This is a genomic window from Bradyrhizobium sp. B124 (assembly GCF_038967635.1).
Classification (GTDB): domain Bacteria; phylum Pseudomonadota; class Alphaproteobacteria; order Rhizobiales; family Xanthobacteraceae; genus Bradyrhizobium.
Window position 1 is genome coordinate 7,572,221 of the sequence record NZ_CP152413.1, and the last position, 22,644, is coordinate 7,594,864.

Consider the following 22,644-nt stretch of genomic DNA (forward strand, 5'->3'; position numbering starts at 1 on the left):
CTAGTAGGTTTGCTGTTCCCCAGCATGAGCTAGTGAGCAGAGCCGTTTTCAGACACGCCTCGCGCACCAAAAGTGCGCGCCGGGACAGGAGAAACTTGATGCAGTTGACCGCGATGCGCCGCACCTCTCTTGCGCTGATCCTGTTTGCCTGTGGGGTGATGGGGAGCGCGCGGGCCGACGATCCGCCGCCGCGTGCCCAGGTCACGACGCCGGCCGGCCAGAAGGGCGGCGCTGGCCAAGCGCCGAGTACGCCGTCGGCGGCCGAGCAGCATCGCCTGCCGCCGGACTGCAGCACCAAGCAAAGGCTTGATCTCCCTGGGCGGACGCTCTCTTTCATCGCGACGGCCGGCTCCATCCGCCTGTTCGACGACAAGGGGGAGCCGGAGGCCGACATCGTCTATACCTCCTATCAGCTTGACGGCACCGATCGCGGCACGCGCCCGGTCACGTTCTTCTTCAACGGCGGACCGGGCTCATCGTCGGCCTGGCTGCAGCTCGGCAATGCCGGACCGTGGCGGCTGCCGATCAATGCTGACGAGGTCACGCCATCGACTTTTCCGGAGGCGAGGCCAAACGCGGAGACTTGGCTCGATTTCACCGATTTGGTGTTTCTCGACCCCGTAGGCACCGGCTATAGCCGTTTCGTGAGGACCGGCGATGATGTGCGCAAGCGGCTCTATTCCGTTGAGGGCGACGTCAACGCGCTCGCGCTGGTGGTCCGCCGCTGGCTCGAAAAGCATGACCGGCTATTGTCGCCGAAATACATCGCGGGTGAAAGCTATGGCGGCATTCGTGGACCAAAGCTTGTCCACCAGTTGCAGATGCGGCAGGGCATAGGCGTCAAGGGCCTGATCATGGTCTCGCCGCTGTTCGACTACAGCCAGCACGGTGGCACGAGCCTGCTGCAATACGTTGCAAGGCTGCCAAGCTATGTCGCGACCCTGCGTGAAGCCGAGGGTCCGGTAAAGCGAGCCGATCTCGCCGACGTGGAAGCTTACGCACGCGGCGAGTTTCTGGTCGACCTCATCAAAGGCCAGGCAGACAAGGAAGCGACCACGCGTCTGGCCGACAAGATCGCGGCGCTGACCGGCATCGACCAGGCGGTGAGTCGCAGGCTCGCGGGCCGCATCGACCGTGCCGAGTTTCGCCGTGAGTTCGATCGTAAGAACGGCAAGTTAATCGGTAATTATGACTCCTCGGTGCGTGGCCTCGATCCCTATCCAGACTCCGATTTCAGCCTTTCCAGCGATCCCTCGGCCGATAGGCTGCTGGCGCCTCTGACCAGCGCCACTGTCGATCTCCTTACGCGCAAGCTAAACTGGCGGCCGGACGGCTCCTATGAGCTAATCAACCACACGGTCGGGCAGGCTTGGGATTTCGGCCGCAGGCCTCCGGAGTCGCTGTCGGAGCTGCGCCAGATTCTCGCAACGGACGCGAAGATGAAATTGCTAGTCGGTCACGGCCTGTTTGACCTCGTCACGCCTTATCTCGGATCCCAGATCGCGCTCGACCAATTGCCGCCATTTGTCTCAGCACCGCGCGTCAAACTTGTAGTCTTTCCGGGGGGCCACATGTTCTATTCACGCGACGCCTCGCGCCAAGCTTTTCGTGCAGAGGTCGAAGCGATGATGAATTAACGCGAACGCCGAACTCGTACCGATCTCAAAATTGAAAGCCGTCGTCGATCGACGATGAAAGCGCGAGCTATCGCTGAAATTGGCGACGGCGGGAATCGGGAAGGCGGCATATCTTGGGGTGCTTGACGCCTCCATTTCTCCACCGAGCGATATGCTCCAAAGATAGCATCATCCGCACAGAAATCTTGCGCAATGGGACGCGTGCTCTGTTGGCCCAGGCGATCGAGGCCGAGGTCGCAGACGTTCTCGGCAAGCATGCCGATTTGAAGACCTCGTTCGGCCACCAGCGCGTCGTGCGCCACGGTCACCCGCCGGAGCGCGAGGTGATGACCGGTATGGGCCCGGTCGCCGTCCGCTAGCCGCATGTACGCGATCGCGATCTGAAGCGGCGCGGGCTCGGCATGCCGCCGCAGCGCTCCATCACCGATGGCGCGCTCGGGTTCTGGAAGGCCGCCGTGAGGTCTGGCCGAAAACGCGCGCGCAGCGCTGCTGGGTGCACAGGACCGGGGCAGATCGTAACGACACTCCTGCCGGAGCATATTGATAGGTCTGAAGCTAACACTTTACACGATAGCGCATCGTGCAACGACGTTGCGAGATTTGACGGCCGGATGGTCGCTCGGCACCATCCGATTCTTGCGACAGAGTTTTTGCTGAATATACGGCGCCGCCGACTTTGCCGCGAAACTTCAGATTTCCGCGACATTCAAGCGCCCGGCGCTGGAGGGCGCTTCATGGTCAAAAGCTCCGTCACATCATGCCGATCATTTGTGGATGAGATCGCAACTGTCAGGAATTTATCGTCCGGGTATGTTTGGGCTCGCGTGCGGCATACAACGCCCAGGTGTTTGAGTTTAAAGCTCTGCGCTTGCGACGGCGTCGGCGTTTCCACCGTAGTTCGCTCCCCGCTAGGTCTTAGTTGGGAAGCTCTGCACGAGCTTGCTCCTGCCGGGTCCGAAGCATACCGGCGGTCCTCGCCCGCCTGAAACGCCCTTGCGCACTTCTCGAACCGCCGAATACCTACTTCACGGAAATTGCGAGCGGAGGAAGTTTGTCGGAGCGCCTGCGTCCAGGATTTGAACCTATGTTGGGACCTTTTCGAGCTGGCGACAAATAGCGCACGAACGGCGGCTTTGGCGGACTATCGGGAACTAACGTTGCGAGTTAGGCTGCTCTCCAATAAGAAAAAAGGGCCTGCGACATAGTGGGTTTCGCGATGTAGCGGACCCCTGACTCGAACCTCCGACGCCTCACAGCGGCTCAGGGGCTCCGACATGTTGGGTCGCAGGCGCGCCGCGCCGCAGCATTCCTTCTTGCAAACTGACCGTCTCCACCTCGCGCCTTTTGACGATCAGGGCTATTCTTTGCTCACTTGATCGTGGTTTAGGCGAACCGCATGAAGCTTGGCTTCGTTGGCGGTTTCCCGCGAGAGATTAGGCGCGCAGCATTCGTTGGTGATCAAATGACGCATGGTGGCCAAAAGGGTTTCGGCATGACCAAGCACGGCCGATCGGGGCACGCGACCCGATCGCTCCGTTTCCGTTTCCTGCAGAAGCTCGAGGCACAGAAGAACGATCGCAAGGATCGCTCCCGGATCAAGGATCCGAAACGGTGCATCGACGAACTATTCCATTCCCGGAAGCCAACGCGAAGCTGACGGGCTAATCGTCAACTGACCATGCCGAGGACGCGCAACAACAAGGCTAGCTCCTTGAACTAGGAGTGGACCCCGACAGCCCCGCCTCGATACGCCGCCTATCCCAGTCCGTCATCACCCAGTTTCCCTGATAGCTCCCTTGGCTGTGGTAGGCCTCTCAATCGAACTTGTAGGAAGCCTGAAAGAACGTACCCCAGCGCTCCATGCTGTACTTCGCAAAACCGGTCGGTACGCAGCCGCTGCTGCTGCAGGCAGACTCGCCACCCCTTTTGGTCCACATGGCCCAATAGCGGCCACCGACGCCGACGCTGATGTTCTTGGTGATGAAGTAGGACAAGACACCTTCAACCTGAACGCCGCCACCATTGCCGTGTTGTTCAGCGAAGGTGGTCTCATCACGCAAGAGATGATGGTCACGCCCCCTGAAATCGCTCCAAGGCAGGTAAGCGACATCCGCGCTCAAACGCCAACGCTCGGTGAGCATGGTTTCGGCGCTTAGGCCGATACGAGGTGCATTCCATTGAGTATCCTGGCTGCCAATGACTTGATCAGGGGCCGCCGGGCATCGATACATGGGGTTGGCAATCTGCATGCACCCGATCGTGTCGGAGCTCTGGGCGTAATAGGTCCAACCCAGGAATCCTCCGACCTTGTAGGTGGCGCCGCGCAGGAAATCGTAACCTAGGTCCGCCGTGTAGTACGTGAACCTTCCGTTTGCTTGGCCTGATACGTTGTTGATGTAGGACAGTCGTTCCTCAATGCCCCAATCTTCATTGTTTATTTTTGCCTTGTTGAAGCGCCCGGTGCCAATATTGCTCTTCAAGAAGGCTCCCCAGGGACTGTCAAGACGGCCGAATAACTCCCCGGAAAATCCGTCAAGTCCGTGATACGTGAGCCTCGAGATGAGAATGCTGGGGTCTGCTAGGCTCTCATAGGGCACTGCGCTGTGGTCCCATTGGAATCTTCCGCGGCTGAGCCAGAGCCGCGAGCCGCCTTCGAACGACCAACCGGGCGTGTAAGCAATCGGCGGCACACTGGCGGGTGCGTTCGCGTACAGCGGCGCGTCGCCCCATTGCGCCGTCCAAGGGTCGGCGCCAAAATGGTAGTTCAACCCGATCTTTCCGATGTGATAGTTGCTAGACAGGCTGGTTGTGTTCGCCGGCAGAATTGCAAACGGTGGAAACTGCACGGTCGGAGGGGTCTCGACCCTCGGGCCGCCGAAATGCAGGTAGTCATACTCAGCTTTGACGGACCATGCAGGCGTAAGCGCCTGCTCGACGCCCAGCCCGACGATGCCACCGACACGACCATAAGCAAAATCGGTTTTCTCCTGTAGCGACCACCGGCCAAACTCATGGTTATTGACGACGTCGCCTTGATTGTTCTGCCAAGCGACGCCTCCCTTGATGTAGGCCAGGGTGTGGCCCTGCGGGCCAAAAGCGTAGCCGACCCGACCGGTACCGCTGGCAAAGATGTTGGGACTTGCCTTGCAGTTCGCGCTCACAACAAAGCCGGAGGCAGCGAGGCAGGTATTCGTGCCGTCGGAGACAGCACCGCTGGCATCCAATTCGAGGCCAAACACCCAGCTATTCTTCTGCCAATTGTAGCCGATCTGCCCACCTGCCAGGAACACAGGGGTATCGACGGCGTCGCCATAGATTGACGAGCCGTAGGAATTACTGAAGGACGTTCGGCCATAGCCACCGCCGAGGTGCCATCCAATATATCCTCCGGACCAGCCCCACACAGTCGGTGGCAGTTGCACTGCTGGCTCAAGGTCCGCCGAATTGGCCGCACCGCATGCGACGAGCGCAATTGTTGTGGCTCCCCAAAAAAGAAGTCCAGATCGCATCAAATACTCTGCTGCGTTTTTCCATCCACAACCGAGCGCCTTCGCGCTGGCATCGGTGATGGTGCCGCGAATGAAGCAAGCGGCATGCCGCTTAAAAGAGGCTCTCCAGGTGCCAGGTACGCGTCAAATTTGCGACATTGGGGTTCAACCCGACAATCGCGCTGTTAGCGTTCGACAGTAATGTTGCGAAACGCGAAGCCGCCATTCTCGCTGTAACACGAGAAGGCGACTCCGTTGGTCTGAACAGAATCGCGAATTGGCTGTCGAGGCTCACGTGAAGCGTTCGAAGCCCAGTGGACATTATCAATACGAGCCGTGCCGGCCTGGACGCTGGATCCTTCTATCTGCCGAGGGAAGACACTTGGTTCGCTGCGCCATTGGAATCCGCCTCGTGCGAAAACATTTGACGAGCGATCATTCGGGCAACGCGGCACGCAGAGGAGACGCTCGTCATCAGCCTCGGCTGGCTTGTCATGATTACCCACGCGACTGGGTCGAACTCGACCGCCAGTTGATGGCGCAATGGATGGGTAAGCTCGGCTTCGAGCTGGAGATCGTGGCCGACTACGTCTTCAGCGAGGTCAAGAAGGCCGAACGGGCTTTTGCCGACGAAACCACCTTGCCGACGCTCGCTCCCGGCTCCGGATCGACGATAACGGCCTACTTATGATGGAGTGGACGCCCCCGCCGGACGGCATCGATGTGCCAAAGTGGGGGTGTTGAGCACCACTTAAGGGAGGCGTCCGTGTCAGAAGTTATCACAATCGGTCTGGATATCGCCAAGCACGTTTTTCACGTTCACGGAGCGGATGAACGGGGTCGAGCGATGTTCTGCAAACGGATCAGCCGAGGAAAGCTGCTGGATTTCTTCGCAGCCCAGCCGAGTTGCACGGTAGCTCTGGAGGCATGTGGCGGAGCCCATCACTGGGCCCGTCAACTCGCCCAGCTTGGCCATGAAGTTCGGCTGATCCCTCCCGCCTACGTAAAGCCGTTTGTGAAGCGGCAAAAGAATGACGCGATCGATGCCGAGGCGATCTGCGAAGCAGCGCAGCGGCCGAGCATGCGGTTCGTGGCCGTGAAGAGCGAACAGCAACAGGCGGCGGGTCTGCTGTTTCGAACCCGTGATCTGTTGGTGCGGCAGCGAACCCAGCTCATCAACGCGATCCGGGGACACCTCACTGAATATGGCTGGATCGCACCGAAAGGCCCGTCGCATGTGGCGATGCTTGCCGACCTGATCGACGAAGACGCGATGGCCAGCTCGCTTCCTGAAGCTGCCCACCCCATGTTCCGATTGATGTTGGACCTGCTCGCTGGCCTCAACAGCAAGATCGCAGATCTCGACCAGGAGATCGCGCGACGCGCTCGCGAGGACGCGGTATCGCGCAGGCTGATGACCGTTCCTGGCATCGGCCCAATCTCTGCCACTGCGATCGCCGCCCTAGCACCGCCAGCCGCGACCTTTACCAAGGGCCGTGACTTTGCCGCCTGGTTGGGCCTCACGCCCCTTCAAAGATCGACGGGTGGCAAACAGAAGCTTGGCGCGACATCCAAAATGGGTGAACGCACGCTCAGGCGCCTACTCATCATCGGCAGTAGCGCCGTCGTGCGACAGGCGAGCAAACGCGGCGCGCCAAAGGGGTCTTGGCTCGAACAGATGCTGGCTCGCAAACCGCGCATGCTGGTAACCGTCGCGCTCGCGAACAAGATGGCGCGGATCGTCTGGGCGCTGCTTATAAAGCAGGAGAACTACAGGGCTCCGGTCGCAGCCAAGGCGTGAGCCTGGCGGGCCTGAGGTCGTCGCAGGTGTAGTCGGTCGAAGGAGGGTATGGCGCAACAGTCGGTGAGACGGGGCCGGAAGAACCAGATGTACCCATCGTGCCCAGAGCACGCACTTATGATTTGGTTCCGGTCCGCGAACTCCCATACGGGCCCGCAGCTCCATCGCTGCATCAGAGGCCGGACAGATGGCAGCATCCGACCACGTGCCAATCTTCTTCAAAAACCGCTTGCATCTGGCGGGGCGTCCACAGATGGGCCTATGCCAGAGATGACCGAACCTTTGGCCGCAGCGGTCCCCGATGGTGGCTTATCGCTTCGAAGACAGCCGCTCCGGCGAATGCGCGGTCCGCCATCTCAATGGTTATCGAAGCATCCCGCAAGTGGATGGCTATGCCGCCTATAACAAGTTGGCGCGCCCCGATCGCGGCAATGATGGCATCACATTGGCTGGCTGCAGGTCACACAGCAGACGCAAGTTCTACGAGCTGCATGTTGCAGGGAGCTCGAAAGCGACAACGACGACTGTCGAGCGGATGGCAAGGCTCTGGCAGATCGAGAAGACCGTGCGCGGGCAAAGCCCCGACGCTCGCGTTGCCCCGCGTCAGCAAGCCTCCGCGGCGGTCGTCGCAGATCTCTTCGACCTCTGGCAGCAGACCTTGCGGCGGACCTCCGGCAAATCAAAACTGGCCGAGGCGATCCGCTATGTCGCCTCGCGCCGTGCCATCTTCGAATGCTTCCTCACCGGCGGCCGCATTGAGCTCGACTCCAACAGTGTCGAGCGCGCCATCAGCCGACAAACAATTGCGAGAAAGAATAGCCTCTTCGCGGGCAGCGACGGCGGCGGACGAACCTGGGCAACCATCGCTACGCTGCTGCAGACAGCGAAAAATGAACAACGTCGATCCATTCGCCTGGCCCCGCCTAACACTTCAGCGTATCGCCAACGGCTGGCCGAGCAGCGAAATCGACGCGCTTATGCCATGGGACCGCGCCGCCTGACGGCCTCAGCTTGCTTTGAATTACCCACATCTGCCGCCTCAAGGCCGACACCGCTTTTGTCATCGAGGTTGTCAGCATCTTGTAAGCTAAGCCCCGCAATCTACCGTAATCAAAGACCCGCTGTGGCGGTTCTCAACGGGAGACGAGGCATGGATTCTATCGATCGAGCTTTGGCTGCACGCACTGTGCCAACAATCAACGAAGAGGGAGAAATCCGGCGTTCGAGTACGGAAGCTACCCCACCAGCCGATCCAACGGACTCTCGCCAGCAGCCAAGCGCGCTGAGAATGGTCGAATCATCCAACGGGGGGGACAATTCGCTGGGCAGTATGTCCGGGGAATTCCGCGCAGTGCTGGCCGGGGTACAGGAACGTCTCCCGTATTCTCGCATGAATCGCCCCTATCGTGAGTCCGCGTTGCGTGACGGTCCTCGCTTTGTGCGCAACCCGTCGCCGGGCCGCGCTGGAGACAGCTCTGAGGGGATTCTCGACCGCAACGCCGTTTTAGACTCCTCGGGCGGTTTTGCCTCAGAGGCTGATATTAACGATTATCGGCAGTGGTGTGCTGAGCGGTTGGCCAGCAGTAGCCTGGGAGCCAATCCACTGGCCTTGTCCGTTGCTTCGGCGGAGCGGTCGCCGCTTGCGTTGCCTAACGATGCTCGCCTTGTGCCGCATGGTGGGGCCCGTGAACCGACCACCCCCCCGGGTCAGCAAACCGTTTCATCGCCTTCCATCGCGCCTGTGCGTCATCACCAGGCCCAGGCCTTGGAGCGTCGAATCGACTCCGTCGACACTTTCGAGAACTACATCGAGAGCCAAGACGACACTAGCGATAGCTTGAATTTCACTGCTTCAGAGGAGAACCTGCGTCGCCAGCGCACCCTCCTCGAGTTGGCTCGACTGGAGCCCTCCCGTGACAGGGTACGCAGCGACGACTCAACGCTGCGCGAATTCGCCCACGCATTCGCGCTTCAGCGCGGCCAGCGAGCTGGGCCGTCTGTCGCGGGTCCGGCCCGCGAGCCCGGCTTTCAGAATCAGGAAGCCGCCGGGCCCTCGTCTTCCGCCGAGCCTTCACGCCATCGCCAGCGACTGGATCGCGCAGCAACAGGACCAATCAATAACTCCGGGCCACCGGATTTCGGGCCTGCTGTCGGCCCGAACTGGGTCCATCGTGATCAACCGGCCCCCGATCTTCTGATTCTTCAGTTAGATCAGCAGGGCTTACTGCCGAGTTCGAGCGAGCCGCAGACGAGCATCGACATCTTTAGCGTGCCCTATACAGTTGTGCGGGGTCCGGGAGGACCTCGGGACATTCGCCTCTTCCGCAACCGGTACGTTCCGCCGCCGCAATCTCGTATCGCCACGCCGTGAGCAGCCCGCGTGCGGGTTCCAATGATCGCGCGCAGTTATTGATCGGGATAGGGGGGAGCCTAGCAGCTCCGCCCCTCGCTGCGCGCCCCGCGTGATGCCCGGGCGGTCGACACAGTGCGTAGCTCACCGGACTTCGCTTAGAGGCGATTGTGGTCGCGGCTGCGAAGCCGGTAGCGGCAAAAAAAGCGCGCGCTGATAGCTTCCCGCGTCGACGGATGTGTTCTGCGGCATACCGGCCGCTGCATATCGTCTGGCAGGCTCGGTGATTTCGGGCTGTCGTGGATGTGGCCCGAGCCGGAGCGCCTCGTCTTCAGAGGGCGAGATAGACTGAACACCGGACGAGCCAATCCCGTCCGGATCTCGTTGATTCGGTCCTCCACTTCCCTTGAAGACTTAATTGAACCCGTCGCATCGGCGATGAGGCCCCCATTGCCGGAGGAGGCCGATGTCAGGTGTACGGTTAGCCAGGTCACAGAAGCCTCCTTCGTCGCCTTTCTCCCGCAGGTGTGAAGCCCATGCTTTCATAGAATGCGACCAACCTCTCCGCGCCGGGGTGGCCGGCCAGGGGAAGAGACACCTCGATCATGGGCCATCCCCGCGCTCGCGCCTCGCGGTCCACGGCGGCCAGAAGCCATCTCCCATGTTGAGCCGAGCGATAGCGCGGATCGACCCAAAGCTCCTGCAGAACGCCATAATGGCCTGAAGCCCTGACCGCGAAGACCTGGGAGACGACGGCAATGCCGATCACTTCGGCTGCGGGCACATTCTCCATTATCAAGGCGAAGCCAAGGCGCGAATCCATGGCCATTTGCCCAGCAACGCCGACCGCGACCTGTAGCTCGAATTGCGGCCCCGGTCCGCCGAGCTCGGTGAGAAGTGCCTGCACACACTTAGCAATAGTGTCCCGATCCTGGAATCTTGCCCTGCGAACACGATGCGCGGAATCGGCTACTATTTTCTCGCCCGCTTCATTATCTGCGCCATGGATCACCAGGGCATGATCCGGGTCGCCTGTTACGGCCTCGGCAATTTCACGGATCGGCTCGCGCGCCATGAGGAGGATCTCGTCGAACTCCGCATTGGGATCGGACAACGCCACGATGGCGCCGCCGCAACCGATGCTCAGGTTTCCTGGTCCCGGCGAGAGAATAATGCGGTCGTGAGGGATTTTGCGAATTTCCTCCACGGTGCAGCGTTATCAAAGACAATGGCTTCTTTACCATTTACCTCGCCAACCATCTGGGCGATGTTGAACGTAAAGGAGTCGAAGTTGTCGATCAGGATCACCGATTGCTCAAAGCTTGTCTCGCTTGCTGCCATCTTCATGCCCTGCTGCGGACGGTCGCGTTTGATCAGCCCACATTCGTCAAGCTGCAGGTGGCATGTTTCCGTCGTTTAAATCGCCTGCTAATTTTGGTAGTTGACTGAACGTATGTTGCTGCATCTCACTACGATGACGAGAAGTGGTCCGAGGACAATCATGGTGGCACATGTCCGTGAGATAAAGGAGTGATGTTAAATTGATCCAGGGAAGTCTGACGACGGCTGGCTCGGCCCTCCCATTTTAGATCCACGACATCCATTTAAAGCGCAAAAATATCCCTCAAGCTCGACGACCGCTCGCTGCTCCCACTCCTCAGCCTGCGTCAGCAACGAGATTCGTTGAACCGGACGGAATGTCGCGGCCTGACGGCACAGCGACGCTATTGCTCGGTAGCGACGCACGTTTTCCATAACAGCCAGTCCGGTCACGTTCGAATCTCCTCTTTCCATGCCGGCTGGAAGTTGTGCCAGAACGATTGTCGATTGGTTAGCGACCAGATCGGTAATCCTGCATGGTTGGTAAATCCTTACAACACGTCCTGTCGAACAGTAGCCAGCGGGATGGCGATGGCAAAAATCAGACCAACGACAAGGACCCACGATGAGACGCTTCTTGTTTCTCTGCTCAAGATTGCGAGAATACGCAGCGGTGTTCGGTCGAAGAACCACGTGCGGCGATTGGCCTTCATGATGTCCGCCGGGAAGCTGCATGTCTTGCGCTGCCATCCCAGGGGTCACGTGCTTGTCGGACACGGAAGGTGAGGCGAAGCTCGGGCCGTTCCCAACCAAATCGAGGACAATCCGCATGCTTCATCCAGCCCGGCCCGCATGCACCGCGCTCGGAGCTGTGTTCGCGTTCTGGCCGCAGACACCTACAGAGCAAGGTTCGCGGCTTCAGCCGGATAAAAGCCCTTGCCGCATTTAGAGTTCGCGGAGCTTCTGAGTGAGGCACAACCGTGCCGGCAGTTCCAATGCGACCAGCCCGTTCGCTTTAGATGATGGCAAAGACAAGCAGGCTCGAGCAAAGTGGCGCGAGGCTCGTCACGGTCAGTGAAGGCTACCGGAGACAGGGTTTGATCGCGCATGCCCCCCGATTGCCGCCGGGGAAGAGAGACCGACAGCTCGCTGCCTTCTTACGCCTTGCAGCTAGATTATTAATCGATCTTGGTCACATCTATCCCACTCCTTCAAGGAGGAGGCAATGACATCTTTTCCGCGTCATGAGGGCATACTTCGTCGAGGTACAGCGCGGCGAAGAGCGAAGCGAGTTTCGAGGATTCCCTAAAAAGATATACGTCGCCCGGGCGTCTGGCGTGAATGTGTCGCCGTCGCGATGGGCGTCGGGTCAGCTTGTCGCACGATGGATCCGCGCCAAACCCACTGATCACTCATCGCTTCTGTCATTTCAAACTGCTTGTGGCTTTTCGGTGCCTGCCGGCAGGCTGTGTTGTCTGATCAACCGGAGCGACCGGCTGCGTACGGACTTTGCCGCTTGGGATCTCCGGCAGCATTTCGGCGGTCGCGTGGTCCGGCGTGTCGTCCTTCCAGCGTACTGAGCCGAATGGCCTCTCCAGCATGCGGCGGACGCGGACCGGCGCGGGACCGATGTGGAAGTGAATTGCTCGCTGCTCCAGTGCACGCTCGGACCGGGTCGGACGGTTGCGCAAGCGCAGGTAGTCGAACCAGGTCGGGCAGTGGTAGCGCTCGGTCCACAATTCCGGATCGGCAATGTCGCGCGCGATCGAGCAGCCATAGGCACCGTTGCGCTGGCGCGACAATTGCACCTCCTGCATGACATTATGAAATGCCCGCGCATTTTCCTGTGCAACCCTATATTCAATCTCGACCACGAGAGGCCCGCTGCGTCCGGTCAAGGCGAGCCGTACCTCGGGATCGGCGAGCAGCTCGGCCTCCTCACCCCGCGCACCGACGCGGGGCATGGGCAGCCAACGGCCGATGAGTGGTGAGGCGACCATCAGGGCGGCCGAAAGCAGCAGCGCAGTTTCAACCCCGGCCGCGTCGGTCAGATGGCCCCAACCCCAGCTGCCGACGGCAACTCCGCCTGAGCCCGCCGCCTGATAGGCCGCGAGCGAACGCCCGGCCACCCATCGCGGCGCGGACAACTGCACGCCAATGCTGAACACCGTCCACGCCATCATCCACACGGCGCCGGCCAGGACCAGCGCCATCGCCGTCAACACCGGTTGGCGGCTGAGCGCGACCGCGGCGATCGCCCCGCCCATTGACAGCGCGCAGGCGCGGATCGCGGCCTCGCCGCTCATCCGCTTGCGCAGTTCGGTGATACTCAACGCACCGACCACCGCACCCAGGCCAAAGGCGCCGAGCATGATGCCGTAGGTCTGGGCGTCGCCATGCAAAAGATCGCGCGCCACCAGCGGCATTAGTGCAACGATCGGGCCGCCGATGAGGCCCGTCACCAGGGTCCGAATGAGCACAATTTTGATCGATGGTGAATTGGTGATGTAACGTACGCCTAACACCATGGCGCGGCTCAGTCGCTCAGGCGGTAGGCGCGAGGGTACACTGATGCGCTTCCAAAGGAATAACGCGACCATCAGCGGCAGATAGAGCAAGGTGTTGAGCGCGAATGCGGCGACTGCGCCCGCGGTCGCCACCACGACTCCGCCGATCGCCGGACCCACGCTGCGCGCGATATTGTAGCTGATGCCGTTCAGCGCGACGGCTGCAGGCAGCAGCGCTTCTGAGGGCACCTGTTCGCTGACCGACGATTGCCAGGCGGGTCCCATCAGCGCCATGCCGCTGCCGACCACGAAGCAGAGCGCAAGCAAGAGGTTCGGTGTGACCAAGCCAAGCCAGGCGATCACCGTCAGTCCGGTTGCGCCGGCGAACGCAATACCAAGCGAGATCAGCGCCACGATGCGACGGTCAAACATATCAGCGATCGCGCCGGCTGGCATCGAGATCAGCATCACCGGCAGTAGCAGCGCCGTCTGCACCAGCGCGACCTTGTCAGCCGAGGACGTCATCTGCGTCATCGCCCAGGCCGCACCAACACCTTGAATCAAGATACCGAGGTTGGAGAGCAGGCTCGCAAGCCAGATGCGTCGGAAGGCCGCGTGCCGCAGCGGAGCCGCGATGCCGTCGGCGCCCCCTGTCTGGACTTTAACTGGATCGGTCATGTCGGAGCGGTACGATCTACCATGATTCGATTCCGAGACGGATCACAAGGATGTTCCCGGCGCGATACAGCGTCCAAGCGCGGTCGCGAAACGCGATGCGTTGATCGCTTTTGATGCAGGCGATGATCATGCTGCTTCCATCCGATGCAGCTCATGGCAGCGTCGCGAAGTAACCAGCGACGTGATAGCTGCGCTTCTTCGACGGCATAGGATGCTCGAATATGCCAGCCAATTTTGCAAGGCTGGCCAGCTGGAGGAGGGGCCAGCGGTTGACCGTTGCGATTTCGACTATCCTGCCAGCACAGGGGCGCTCCCAAGCCTGGCGAACTGACCCTCGCGGGAAACGGCGGCAGTTGCCGCAAATCTGAAAGCATCTGCAGGTGCAAGCTACTATTCGAACTGAACTGCCGAATGGCACGTTCACCACCGGCAGGACGCGGTTCCGACACGGCAAAAAGTCAGATTGGTGCAGGCCGCGTTCTGCTAACACAATAACAGCGGCCACAAAGAGTACAGGAGTCCACGCGTTTCGACTACTCCAAAAACCACTCTCATTGTGAAGCGGCTCGCTTCCCGGCGCGTTTCCTCTCAGGAAGGCGAAGGCTCCTCGATGAGAGTTCTCATACCATAGGTAGCATACCGCTTAATCATGCTAAAAAAGTGCAATCTTCCCAGAGAGCGAGCAGGAATAGTGCTCTGAAGCAGCGCATAGTTGATTTTGCGGTCGAGTACGCTTGTGGATGGCGTGGATTTGTCGGCAAGTCTGTGCGTCGATCAACGTGACTTGCAAGTCGCAGGCGGATTGGCCAGCACCGGACATTCGATGGTACGCTCTCTCGCCGATGAACGAACTGCGGAAGGTCGTGCTGATTCCGCTCGATGTCGCCCACCATTCCGGAATGATCTCGCCCACCGTTCCGATTTGATGTCGCCCACCATTCCGAGATGATCTCGCCCACCATTCCGGGATGATGTCGCCCGGGGTGACGAGGCCTCTTCTGGCTCCGATACGGTCCCGCCTTTCCGGCTTTGCGAAGGGGGACCTGGATGCCGACGGAGAGGTTTGCGATGCGCCATGTGCGCGATGTGATCAGATTGAAGTCGGCCGGGACGCCGACCCGCGAGATTGCGCGGCGGGTCGGCACGGCTCCTTCGACGGTGCGGTTGACGATCCGCCGGTTCGAGGCGGCGGGGCTGACCTGGCCGTTGCCAGACGACGTCACCGACACGGTGCTGGAGGCCCGGCTGTTCGCCAGCGCCGGAGCCGGTCCCGGCACCCGGCGGGGCCATCGGCGGCAGGCGGAGCCGGACTGGGCGGCGGTGCATCGCGAGCTCAAGCGCAAGCACGTGACGCTGTCGATTGTGTGGGAGGAGTACATCGCGGGCGAACCCGGCGGGTATCGCTATTCGCGGTTCTGCGAGCTCTACCGGGCCTGGGAAGGCCGGCTGTCGGTGACGATGCGCCAGTCGCATGCGGCCGGCGACAAGCTGTTCGTCGACTATGCCGGCGACGGCGTGCCGGTGGTGATCGACCGGTTCACCGGCGAACGGCGCACTGCGCAGATCTTCGTCGCGGTGCTCGGCGCATCGAGCTTCACCTACGCGCAGGCGACCTGGACGCAGGGGCTCGCCGATTGGATCAGCGGCCACGTCGGCGCCTTCGAGGCGATCGGCGGCGTGCCGGCACTGCTGGTGCCGGACAACACCAAAGTCGCTGTGATCAAGGCTTGCCTCTACGATCCCAGGATCAATCGCAATTATGCCGACATGGCGGCGCATTACGGCACCGCCATTCTGCCGGCCAGGCCGCGACGGCCGCGGGACAAGGCCAAAGTCGAGCAGGCGGTCCTGATGGTCGAACGCTGGCTGCTCGGACGGCTGCGCCACCGCACCTTCCACAGCCTCGCCGAGGTCAACGCGGCGATCGCCGAGTTGATGATCCGGCTCAACGAGGAGCGACCAATTAGGCGGCTCGGTGTCACCCGCCGCAACTGGAGGAGATCGACCGGCCGGCGCTGAAGGCCCTGCTGCAGATCCCTTACGTGTTCGCCGAGTGGCGGATCTGCCGGGTTAGCATCGACTATCACGTCGAGGTCGAGGCGCATTACTACAGCGTCCCGCATCGCTCGTCCGCACCGAGGTCGAGGTGCGCTTCACCGCCCGCACCGTCGAGATATTCCACAAGGGTGAGCGGATTGCCGCGCATCAGCGCATGAGCGGCAACCACAAACATACGACCGTGCCGGAACACATGGCCTCCAGTCATCGGCGCTGCGCGGCTGGACCATCGAGCGCATCGTCGGCAGGCGGCATCGACACGCGCGTTGTCGTAGCTCCTGGCCAGCGACAGGATACCGAGGCAGGTGCGAAAGCCTTGCTCGGGATGCGGCCGGGCCGCGATGACGGCCTGGAAAAACGCCGCGGCAGAGGGACCGATCTTCTCGCCGGCAGCGATCAATCCTCCCGGCGTCCATTTGCCGTAGCGGCGGTGGGCGCTCGGCATATGATCGGCGATGGTGGTATGGCCACGCCGGTTGGGCGCGCGGGCGTGGCTGGCGATCCTCTGTCCCTTGTGGAAGACCTCGATGGTCTTGTCGGCGATACGGACATCGACGAGTTCACGGATCAGCCGATAAGGGGGTGGAATACCAATGGCCGTCGATCTCGACATGATAGTCGGGCGCGACGCGGCAACGCTTCCAGCGCGCAAAGACGTAGGGCTGGTCCGGCAGTTCTCCCAGCTTGGGACGATCGATCTCGGCGAACAGCTCGGTCCGGCTGGAGCCAAAACCGCGCATCTGGCGGGCGTTGAGTTCGACGACGAGGCCGCGGATGGCCGCATTGAGCTCCGCCAGGGAAAAGAAGCGCTGGTTGCGCAGGCGGGCCAGGATCCAGCGCTGCGCGATCTGGACGGCGACCTCAACCTTGGCCTTGTCCTTTGGCCGCCTCGGCCTCGCCGCCAGGATCGCGGTGCCGTAATGACCGGCCATCTCGGCATAGGTTCGGTTGATCCCGGGATCGTAGCGATCGGGGTTGGTCACGGCGGCCTTGAGATTATCGCAGACCACGAACTTCGGCACGCCGCCGAGATACCTGAACAGGTTGGCATGCACGCCGATCCAGTCGGACAGGCTCTCGCTTGGGCAGGCCTCGGCGTAGGTGTAGTTCGAGGCCCCCATCGCCGCGACGAACAGCTTCATGGCGCGCACTTCGCCGGTGATGGGATCGAAGATGTCGATGGTGTCGCCAGCGAAATCGACGAACACCTTCTCCCCACCGATGTGGGTCTGACGCATGCTCGGCTGCGCCCGCTGCTTCCATGCCTCGAAAGTCGTGCAAAACCAGGTATAGCCAAAGCCGTCCGGATTGGCGGCGCGATACTCTTCCCACAACAGCAGGCGTGTCACGCTGCGCCGGCGTAGCTCCTTCTCCACATAAACCCAGTCGGGGGACGGTCGTCGGTCGCTTTGCGAGGCAGCCTTTGGCGCCGGGAACAGCAGCAGCTCCAGGCCCTCGTCATCCATGCCTCCGGCAGCGGCCAGCTCAGCCCGGCAAGGCGGGCGCGACGCACGTAGCCATGCACGACACCATTGCTCACTCCCAACGTCCGCGCGATGACGCGCTCGGTCAGGCCCTGATGCCTCAAACGTAGAACTTCTCGGATCCGGCGCATCGACAATCTCTGGGTAGGCATCAGGCTTCCTCATTGGTTGAATGAGAAACCCGTAGCCCGGTTGAGTTGTCGGCCGAAGCGTCCGGCACCGCCAAAAGGTGCTCACGATCGCCTGAAATCGCTGCTCACGATCCTCTGAAATCGTTGCTCACGATGCGCTGAAATCCGTGCTCACGATCCCGCGAAACGCGCAGCGTAATCGCGGCTGACGTCTTCTTGAGAACACGAGGATCGGTACGATCGGCGTCAGCAAATCGAAGAGGAGCCGCGCTATGAAGCAGTACGTTGGTCTGGACATCTCGATGGAAGAAACCAGCATTTGCGTTTTGGACCAGGCCGGAGGCGTGACATTCGAAGGTTGTGCGCCGACCAATCCGGAGGCGATCGCTAAGCTCCTACGGCGTCATGCCGGCAGTGCTGAGCGGATCGTTTTTGAAACGGGCTCGCTATCCAATTGGCTCTGGCATCAACTCAGGGCACTGGGCTTTCCGGTGATTTGCCTTGATGCGCGTCACGCCAACGCGGCGCTATCGATGCGCATCAACAAGTCGGATCAGAACGATGCCAAGGGGTTGGCTGAAATGGCCCGCATGGGATGGTACCGGGAAGCTGCCGTGAAGGGGGCGGAGAGCAGGAAAACCCGTTCGATGCTGGCGGCTCGAACCAAGCTGGTAAATCTGGGGCGAGATATTGACAACCAAATGCGCGGTCTGTGCAAGGGGTTGGGAATAGTGCTCGGCAAGGCCGGCTCGACCAACCTGGCTCGCAAAGTCGATGCCGTGCTTGCTGAAGCGCCGGATTTGCAAGATATTTTCGCACCGCTGCTCCTTGCCCAATCCTGTTTGACTGAGCAAATTGAGAAGTTCGATCGACAACTCATGGCATTGGCAAAAGGCGACCAAACTGTTCGGCGAATGATGACCGTTCCCGGTATCGGTCCCCTGACTGCCCTGTCCTTCGTCGTTACCATCGACGACCCCACTCGCTTCAAACATTCCGCCGACGTGGGCGCCTATCTCGGCCTGACACCAAGACGTTATCAATCCGGTGAGATGGATCGTACTGGCCGCATCTCCAAGCGTGGCAACCACCAGATGCGGACTTATTTGTTCGAGGCCGCGAACGTCCTGCTGACCGTTGTCAGGCGAGGTTCTGCGCTCAAGCGCTGGGACAGCAAGCTGGCCAAACGCATCGGCGCAAAGAGGGCCAAGGTGGCCGTCGCTCGCAAAATGGCTGTGATCCTCCATGCCATCTGGACCGATGGCACCGAATTCCAGGCAGAGATGCGCACCGCATGAACAAGTCTTAAACCAACCCAGATCCGCCTCCGGCGGAACAAGCGTCCCTGCCGGGACGAAGGTGTGGGCAATCTCGAAGTCGTCCCTGCGGGCTTCCATGCACCGCGCTCTTCACATCGAGATGCCACACCTCTTGAACGCCATCATGCGGCGCTCCTGCATCGAGACGACCGCGGAAAGAACCATGAACCCGGCAGTGGATCACTTTTGTTTGTCGGGGTTGACACTGTGCCCGCGATTAAAGAACGGACAACTACTTGTCCCATCTCGCCGACTACGCATATCGCAGTTTCCCTCTGCGAGACGTCCAGCCCAACGTATTGCTTCATCATAGATGCTCCGAATCGTTTGATTGCGAGAGCTCGACAATAGCGAGAGTACCTCCCTCCCGAACGTCGACCGCAATTACGTCATCGTTTGCAAATTTGAGCAGTTCCGGATGGCGTTTGACATATCGGGGGACAGCCACCATCATGACCCCTTGCTCGGAGCAGGGCCCCCCGCTTCAAAAGTGAGCTGTTCTGTAATCGAATCTGGACCGACGGCAAATGATGGAGCGGGCTGATTATTCTGCCCTGCCTGGATGTCCTGGCGAAGCTCCTGTTCCAGTCGGAGAAGCCCCTCTGGATCGGCTGGAGAAGGCATGGATTGATCATCCGGATGTTCGAGCACTCGCCGAAGCTCGGCTGGAGACATCTGCTTTGGGTCGAACGCGACGTGCTCTTCCGACGCCCATTTGGGGCTGTGCTGGAAGTCCAGGGGGAGATACATTGATAGATTGGGCAGTGGACCCCGCTCGTGAGCCCACTGATCTGCCGGGCCTGAGTTAGATGCCACTCCCGACGGCGCCGGTTCATCATCGAGTAGTTGCCGAAGCTCCTCCGGTTCAAAAGCGAGCTGTTCTGTATCGAAATCTGGACCGACGGCAAATGATGGAGCGGGCTGATTATTCTGCCCTGCCTGGATGTCCTGGCGAAGCTCCTGTTCCAGTCGGAGAAGCCCCTCTGGATCGGCTGGAGAAGGCATAGATTGATCATCCAGATGTTCGAGCACTCGCCGAAGCTCCGCTGGAGACATCTGCTCTGGGTCGAACGCGACGTGCTCTTCCGACGCCCATTTGGGGCTGTGCTGGAAGTCCAGGGGGAGATACATTGATAGATTAGGCAGTGGCCCCCGCTCGTGAGCCCACTGATCTGTCGGGCCTGAGTTAGATGCCACTCCCGACGGCGCCGGTTCATCATCCAGTAGTTGCCGAAGCTCCTCCGGTTCAAAAGCGAGCTGCCCTGAATCGAAATCTGGACCGACGGCAAATGATGGAGCGGGCTGATTATTCTGCCCTGCCTGGATGTCCTGGCGAAGCTCCTGTTCCAGTCGGAGAAGCCCCTCTGGATCGGCTGGAGAAGGCATAGATTGATCATCCAGATGTTCGAGCACTCGCCGAAGCTTCCCCGGAGACATCTGCTCTGGATCGAACGCGACGTGCTCTTGGACGAAAACCGACGGGGCGGGTTGATCATCCCGTGGTCTTGGAATCTGCTCGGGCCGCCTGCCAGCTTCCTGCCACGCGCTGTGCTGCGCAGCGGCGTTGCCGACGCCTTTCGGCTCCATCCGTACCGCCTTCTCGGAATTGACGCGGGCGACCTTCTGGGGGGGAGGATTGGACTTAGTGTTGCCGCGTCCTATCGGCGCGCCCGTCGACCAGAAGGTCCGGAGATGGTTTAATGCGCGAAAGAAGTTTACGCGACTAGCTGTTCCGGTGAACTCGAACACGTCACCGGCATCGCTCAGCGACTCACTCTTGAGCCGAGCAGCAATGCTCGGCTTGTCTTTTGCGAAGAGCCAACGGCTAAAGCTACGAAGAGGGCCTACATACTGCTCCACCGTGGTGGCGGCCATCCCAGCCTCGATGAGGGCCTCCTCAAGACTCGAGATAACGGGAACATCCTCGGCATAAAGAGGCGGCGTGCCGCGTCCTATCGGCGCGCCCGTCGACCAGAAGGTCCGGAGATGGTTTAATGCGAGAAAGAAGTTTACGCGACTAGCTGTTCCGGTGAACTCGAACACGTCACCGGCATCGCTCAGCGACTCACTCTTGAGCCGAGCAACAATGCTCGGCTTGTCTTTTGCGAAGAGCCAACGGCTAAAGCTACGAAGAGAGCCTACATACGGCTTCACCGTGGTGGCGGCCATCCCAGCCTCGATGAGGGCCTCCTCAAGACTCGAGATAACGGGAACATCCTCGGCATAAAGAGGCGGCGTGTCGCGTCCTATCGGCGCGCCCGTCGACCAGAAGGTCCGGAGATGGTTTAATGCGCGAAAGAAGTTTACGCGACTACCTGTTCCGGTGAACTCGATCACGTCACCGTCATCGCTCAGCGACTTACTCTTGAGCCGAGCAGCAATGCTCGGCTTGTCTTTTGCGAAGAGCCAACGGCTAAAGCTACGAAGAGAGCCTACATACGGCTTCACCGTGGTGGCGGCCATCCCAGCCTCGATGAGAGACTCCTCAAGACTCGAGATAACGGGAACATCCTCGGCATAAAGAGGCGGCGTCTCGCGCCCCGGGTGGATGACGGGCGTGGTTACGCCCGTCGACCGAAATTTCCGGAGATGATTTAACGCCTTAAGGAGTTTATTATTTTTACCCTCTGCGGTGAACTCGCGTACGTCACCGTCATCGCTCAGCGCCTCACTGTCGAGCCGAGCGACAATGCTCGCTCTGTTGTTTGCGAAGAGCCAACGGCTGAAGTTAAGAAGAGAACTTGCATACTGCCTCGCCGGGGTGGCGGTCATGCCGCCCTTGATGAGGGCCGCCTCAAGGCTCAAGATAACGGGACCATCCTCCGAATAAAGAGGCCGCTTGTCCCGCTTTTCCGTTATCACAATTCCCGTTGAGTGAGCCGACTGCAGCGCCAAGGCTGACGGCATTGCTCCACCACCTCCACTTGAATTCGCGATCTCGCCTAGCTGCCGCTCAAGCGGAACGCCTTGCGGATTGTTTCGGATCCTCGGCTTCTTTACCGGTCTCAACTCAGCTGTGCCATGCTCATCGTTGATTACGACCTCCTCGCTTGACAGGAGGTTGCTCCTGGCAAGTGCATCCATCAGCTCATCGCGGGACTGCTGGCCGTCGCTAGACACATTGGGGCGCAGGCTACCGCGCGACCCCCAATCGGGCATCGCCCAATCGGCCAGGCGCGCCGCTGCCATTTGCTGCTCAAAGGCTTCTTGCTCCGCCCGGTCTGCCTGCTGATCATCCATCAGTGCGTGCTGCACCTCTGAGGAGGCCGCTACATTGGAGGGGTCAAAATTGTGCGGGTCCACGCTAGCCTCTCGTCTACAGATCAACTGAGAAGCCTACCCGGGCAAGCTTTCGAGAAGCTGACGAGGCACTCGCCCGTGAAGCCACGCAGCTCCCAAATCACGAAATCGGGATACGGGGAGTCTCGCGACTCCGCCCCTCCCACACCACCGGACACACGGTCCGTATCCGGCGGTTCGGTGGATCATGCGGGCTGCTGCGCCGCGAGGAAGCCAAGCTGAGTGCGTTGAGGAACGCGATTGGCAGTAACCGGCATGAGGCCCCCACCTAGCCACCCCTCGGCTTGCGCGCGATACAGCCTGGCATGAGCTGATCGGTGGAGGTGGAACGATGGCAAATGCCATGCTTGATGCCAGGCAGGAAGATGACTCCTATCGTCGCGTCGAGGTGATCACTGGGGAGCGCCGACGGCGTCGGTGGACGGGCGAGGAGAAGGCCCGGATCGTGGCGGAGAGCTTTGGGGAGAGTGCGAACATCTCCGAGGTTGCGCGGCGCAATGGCGTTTCGCGGGGGCTGCTTACGGTGTGGCGACGCCAAGTTGCGGCGGCGGTGGCGGGCAAGGTTCATCAC

10 protein-coding genes and 6 pseudogenes are annotated in these 22,644 nt (G+C 60.6%); 9 read left to right on the plus strand and 7 right to left on the minus strand.

Annotated features, from left to right (window positions below; all coding sequences use genetic code 11):
• The first annotated feature begins 113 nt into the window (after positions 1 to 113).
• Both AAFG13_RS35955 and AAFG13_RS35960 read left to right on the plus strand, forming a co-directional pair.
• A complete protein-coding gene (locus tag AAFG13_RS35955) occupies positions 114 to 1,637 on the plus strand; it encodes a peptidase S10 (protein ID WP_342713463.1) in 1,524 nt (507 codons plus the stop codon).
• 122 nt (positions 1,638 to 1,759) lie between these two features.
• Positions 1,760 to 2,142, plus strand: a pseudogene (locus AAFG13_RS35960) (hypothetical protein); the annotation flags it as partial.
• Between the two features lie 1,309 nt (positions 2,143 to 3,451).
• Here AAFG13_RS35960 and AAFG13_RS35965 read toward each other — a convergent pair.
• The gene (locus tag AAFG13_RS35965; protein WP_342709798.1) at positions 3,452 to 5,146 is read right to left on the minus strand and encodes an outer membrane beta-barrel protein; all 1,695 of its coding nucleotides are present in this window, start codon (positions 5,144 to 5,146) and stop codon (positions 3,452 to 3,454) included.
• A gap of 484 nt (positions 5,147 to 5,630) precedes the next feature.
• On the opposite strand from AAFG13_RS35965, the pseudogene AAFG13_RS35970 reads away from it, so the two are divergent.
• The 4 genes and pseudogenes from AAFG13_RS35970 to AAFG13_RS35985 all read left to right on the plus strand — a co-directional run.
• Positions 5,631 to 5,813, plus strand: a pseudogene (locus AAFG13_RS35970) (transposase); the annotation flags it as partial.
• A gap of 78 nt (positions 5,814 to 5,891) precedes the next feature.
• Positions 5,892 to 6,926 (plus strand): IS110 family transposase, encoded by a 1,035-nt coding sequence (locus AAFG13_RS35975; RefSeq protein WP_342709799.1) that lies wholly within the window; start codon positions 5,892 to 5,894, stop codon positions 6,924 to 6,926.
• Positions 6,927 to 7,180: 254 nt separating this feature from the next.
• Positions 7,181 to 7,927: pseudogene (locus AAFG13_RS35980) on the plus strand (IS66 family transposase); the annotation flags it as partial.
• 149 nt (positions 7,928 to 8,076) lie between these two features.
• A complete protein-coding gene (locus tag AAFG13_RS35985; protein WP_342709800.1) occupies positions 8,077 to 9,297 on the plus strand; it encodes a hypothetical protein in 1,221 nt (406 codons plus the stop codon).
• Positions 9,298 to 9,766: 469 nt separating this feature from the next.
• Here AAFG13_RS35985 and AAFG13_RS35990 read toward each other — a convergent pair whose 3' ends face one another.
• The 4 genes from AAFG13_RS35990 to AAFG13_RS36005 form a co-directional block, all read right to left on the minus strand.
• Positions 9,767 to 10,396, minus strand: a complete 630-nt coding sequence (locus AAFG13_RS35990; RefSeq protein WP_342709801.1) for a GNAT family N-acetyltransferase — start codon at positions 10,394 to 10,396, stop codon at positions 9,767 to 9,769.
• A 23-nt stretch (positions 10,397 to 10,419) separates the two neighbouring features.
• Positions 10,420 to 10,623 (minus strand): hypothetical protein, encoded by a 204-nt coding sequence (locus AAFG13_RS35995; protein ID WP_342709802.1) that lies wholly within the window; start codon positions 10,621 to 10,623, stop codon positions 10,420 to 10,422.
• A gap of 189 nt (positions 10,624 to 10,812) precedes the next feature.
• Entirely contained in the window at positions 10,813 to 11,031 is a 219-nt protein-coding gene (locus AAFG13_RS36000; protein ID WP_342713464.1) for a hypothetical protein, read from the minus strand.
• Between the two features lie 989 nt (positions 11,032 to 12,020).
• The gene (locus tag AAFG13_RS36005; protein WP_342709803.1) at positions 12,021 to 13,781 is read right to left on the minus strand and encodes an MFS transporter; all 1,761 of its coding nucleotides are present in this window, start codon (positions 13,779 to 13,781) and stop codon (positions 12,021 to 12,023) included.
• A 1,068-nt stretch (positions 13,782 to 14,849) separates the two neighbouring features.
• Here AAFG13_RS36005 and istA (AAFG13_RS36010) point away from each other — a divergent pair.
• A pseudogene (gene istA, locus AAFG13_RS36010) lies at positions 14,850 to 16,059 on the plus strand (IS21 family transposase); the annotation flags it as partial.
• 18 nt (positions 16,060 to 16,077) lie between these two features.
• Here the strand turns inward: istA (AAFG13_RS36010) and istA (AAFG13_RS36015) are convergent.
• Positions 16,078 to 17,475, minus strand: a pseudogene (gene istA / locus AAFG13_RS36015) (IS21 family transposase); the annotation flags it as partial.
• Between the two features lie 251 nt (positions 17,476 to 17,726).
• Between istA (AAFG13_RS36015) and AAFG13_RS36020 the strand changes: the two are divergent.
• On the plus strand, positions 17,727 to 18,752 hold the full coding sequence (locus AAFG13_RS36020) for an IS110 family transposase (RefSeq protein ID WP_342709804.1): 1,026 nt from the start codon (positions 17,727 to 17,729) through the stop codon (positions 18,750 to 18,752).
• 471 nt (positions 18,753 to 19,223) lie between these two features.
• Here AAFG13_RS36020 and AAFG13_RS36025 read toward each other — a convergent pair whose 3' ends face one another.
• Positions 19,224 to 22,076: a hypothetical protein gene (locus tag AAFG13_RS36025; protein WP_342709805.1), complete on the minus strand. Its 2,853-nt coding sequence runs from the start codon at positions 22,074 to 22,076 to the stop codon at positions 19,224 to 19,226.
• 328 nt (positions 22,077 to 22,404) lie between these two features.
• Here AAFG13_RS36025 and AAFG13_RS36030 point away from each other — a divergent pair.
• Positions 22,405 to 22,608 (plus strand): annotated as a pseudogene (locus tag AAFG13_RS36030) (transposase); the annotation flags it as partial.
• Between the last annotated feature and the right edge of the window lie 36 nt (positions 22,609 to 22,644).

Bases quoted from the DNA above. Each gene is read 5' to 3' on its own strand.
- AAFG13_RS35955 (WP_342713463.1), top strand. From the start codon at position 114: ATGCGCCGCACCTCTCTTGCGCTGATCCTGTTTGCCTGTGGGGTGATG.
- AAFG13_RS35965 (WP_342709798.1), bottom strand. From the start codon at position 5,146: ATGCGATCTGGACTTCTTTTTTGGGGAGCCACAACAATTGCGCTCGTC.
- AAFG13_RS35985 (WP_342709800.1), top strand. From the start codon at position 8,077: ATGGATTCTATCGATCGAGCTTTGGCTGCACGCACTGTGCCAACAATC.
- AAFG13_RS35995 (WP_342709802.1), bottom strand. From the start codon at position 10,623: ATGAAGATGGCAGCAAGCGAGACAAGCTTTGAGCAATCGGTGATCCTG.
- AAFG13_RS36000 (WP_342713464.1), bottom strand. From the start codon at position 11,031: ATGGAAAACGTGCGTCGCTACCGAGCAATAGCGTCGCTGTGCCGTCAG.
- AAFG13_RS36005 (WP_342709803.1), bottom strand. From the start codon at position 13,781: ATGACCGATCCAGTTAAAGTCCAGACAGGGGGCGCCGACGGCATCGCG.
- AAFG13_RS36020 (WP_342709804.1), top strand. From the start codon at position 17,727: ATGAAGCAGTACGTTGGTCTGGACATCTCGATGGAAGAAACCAGCATT.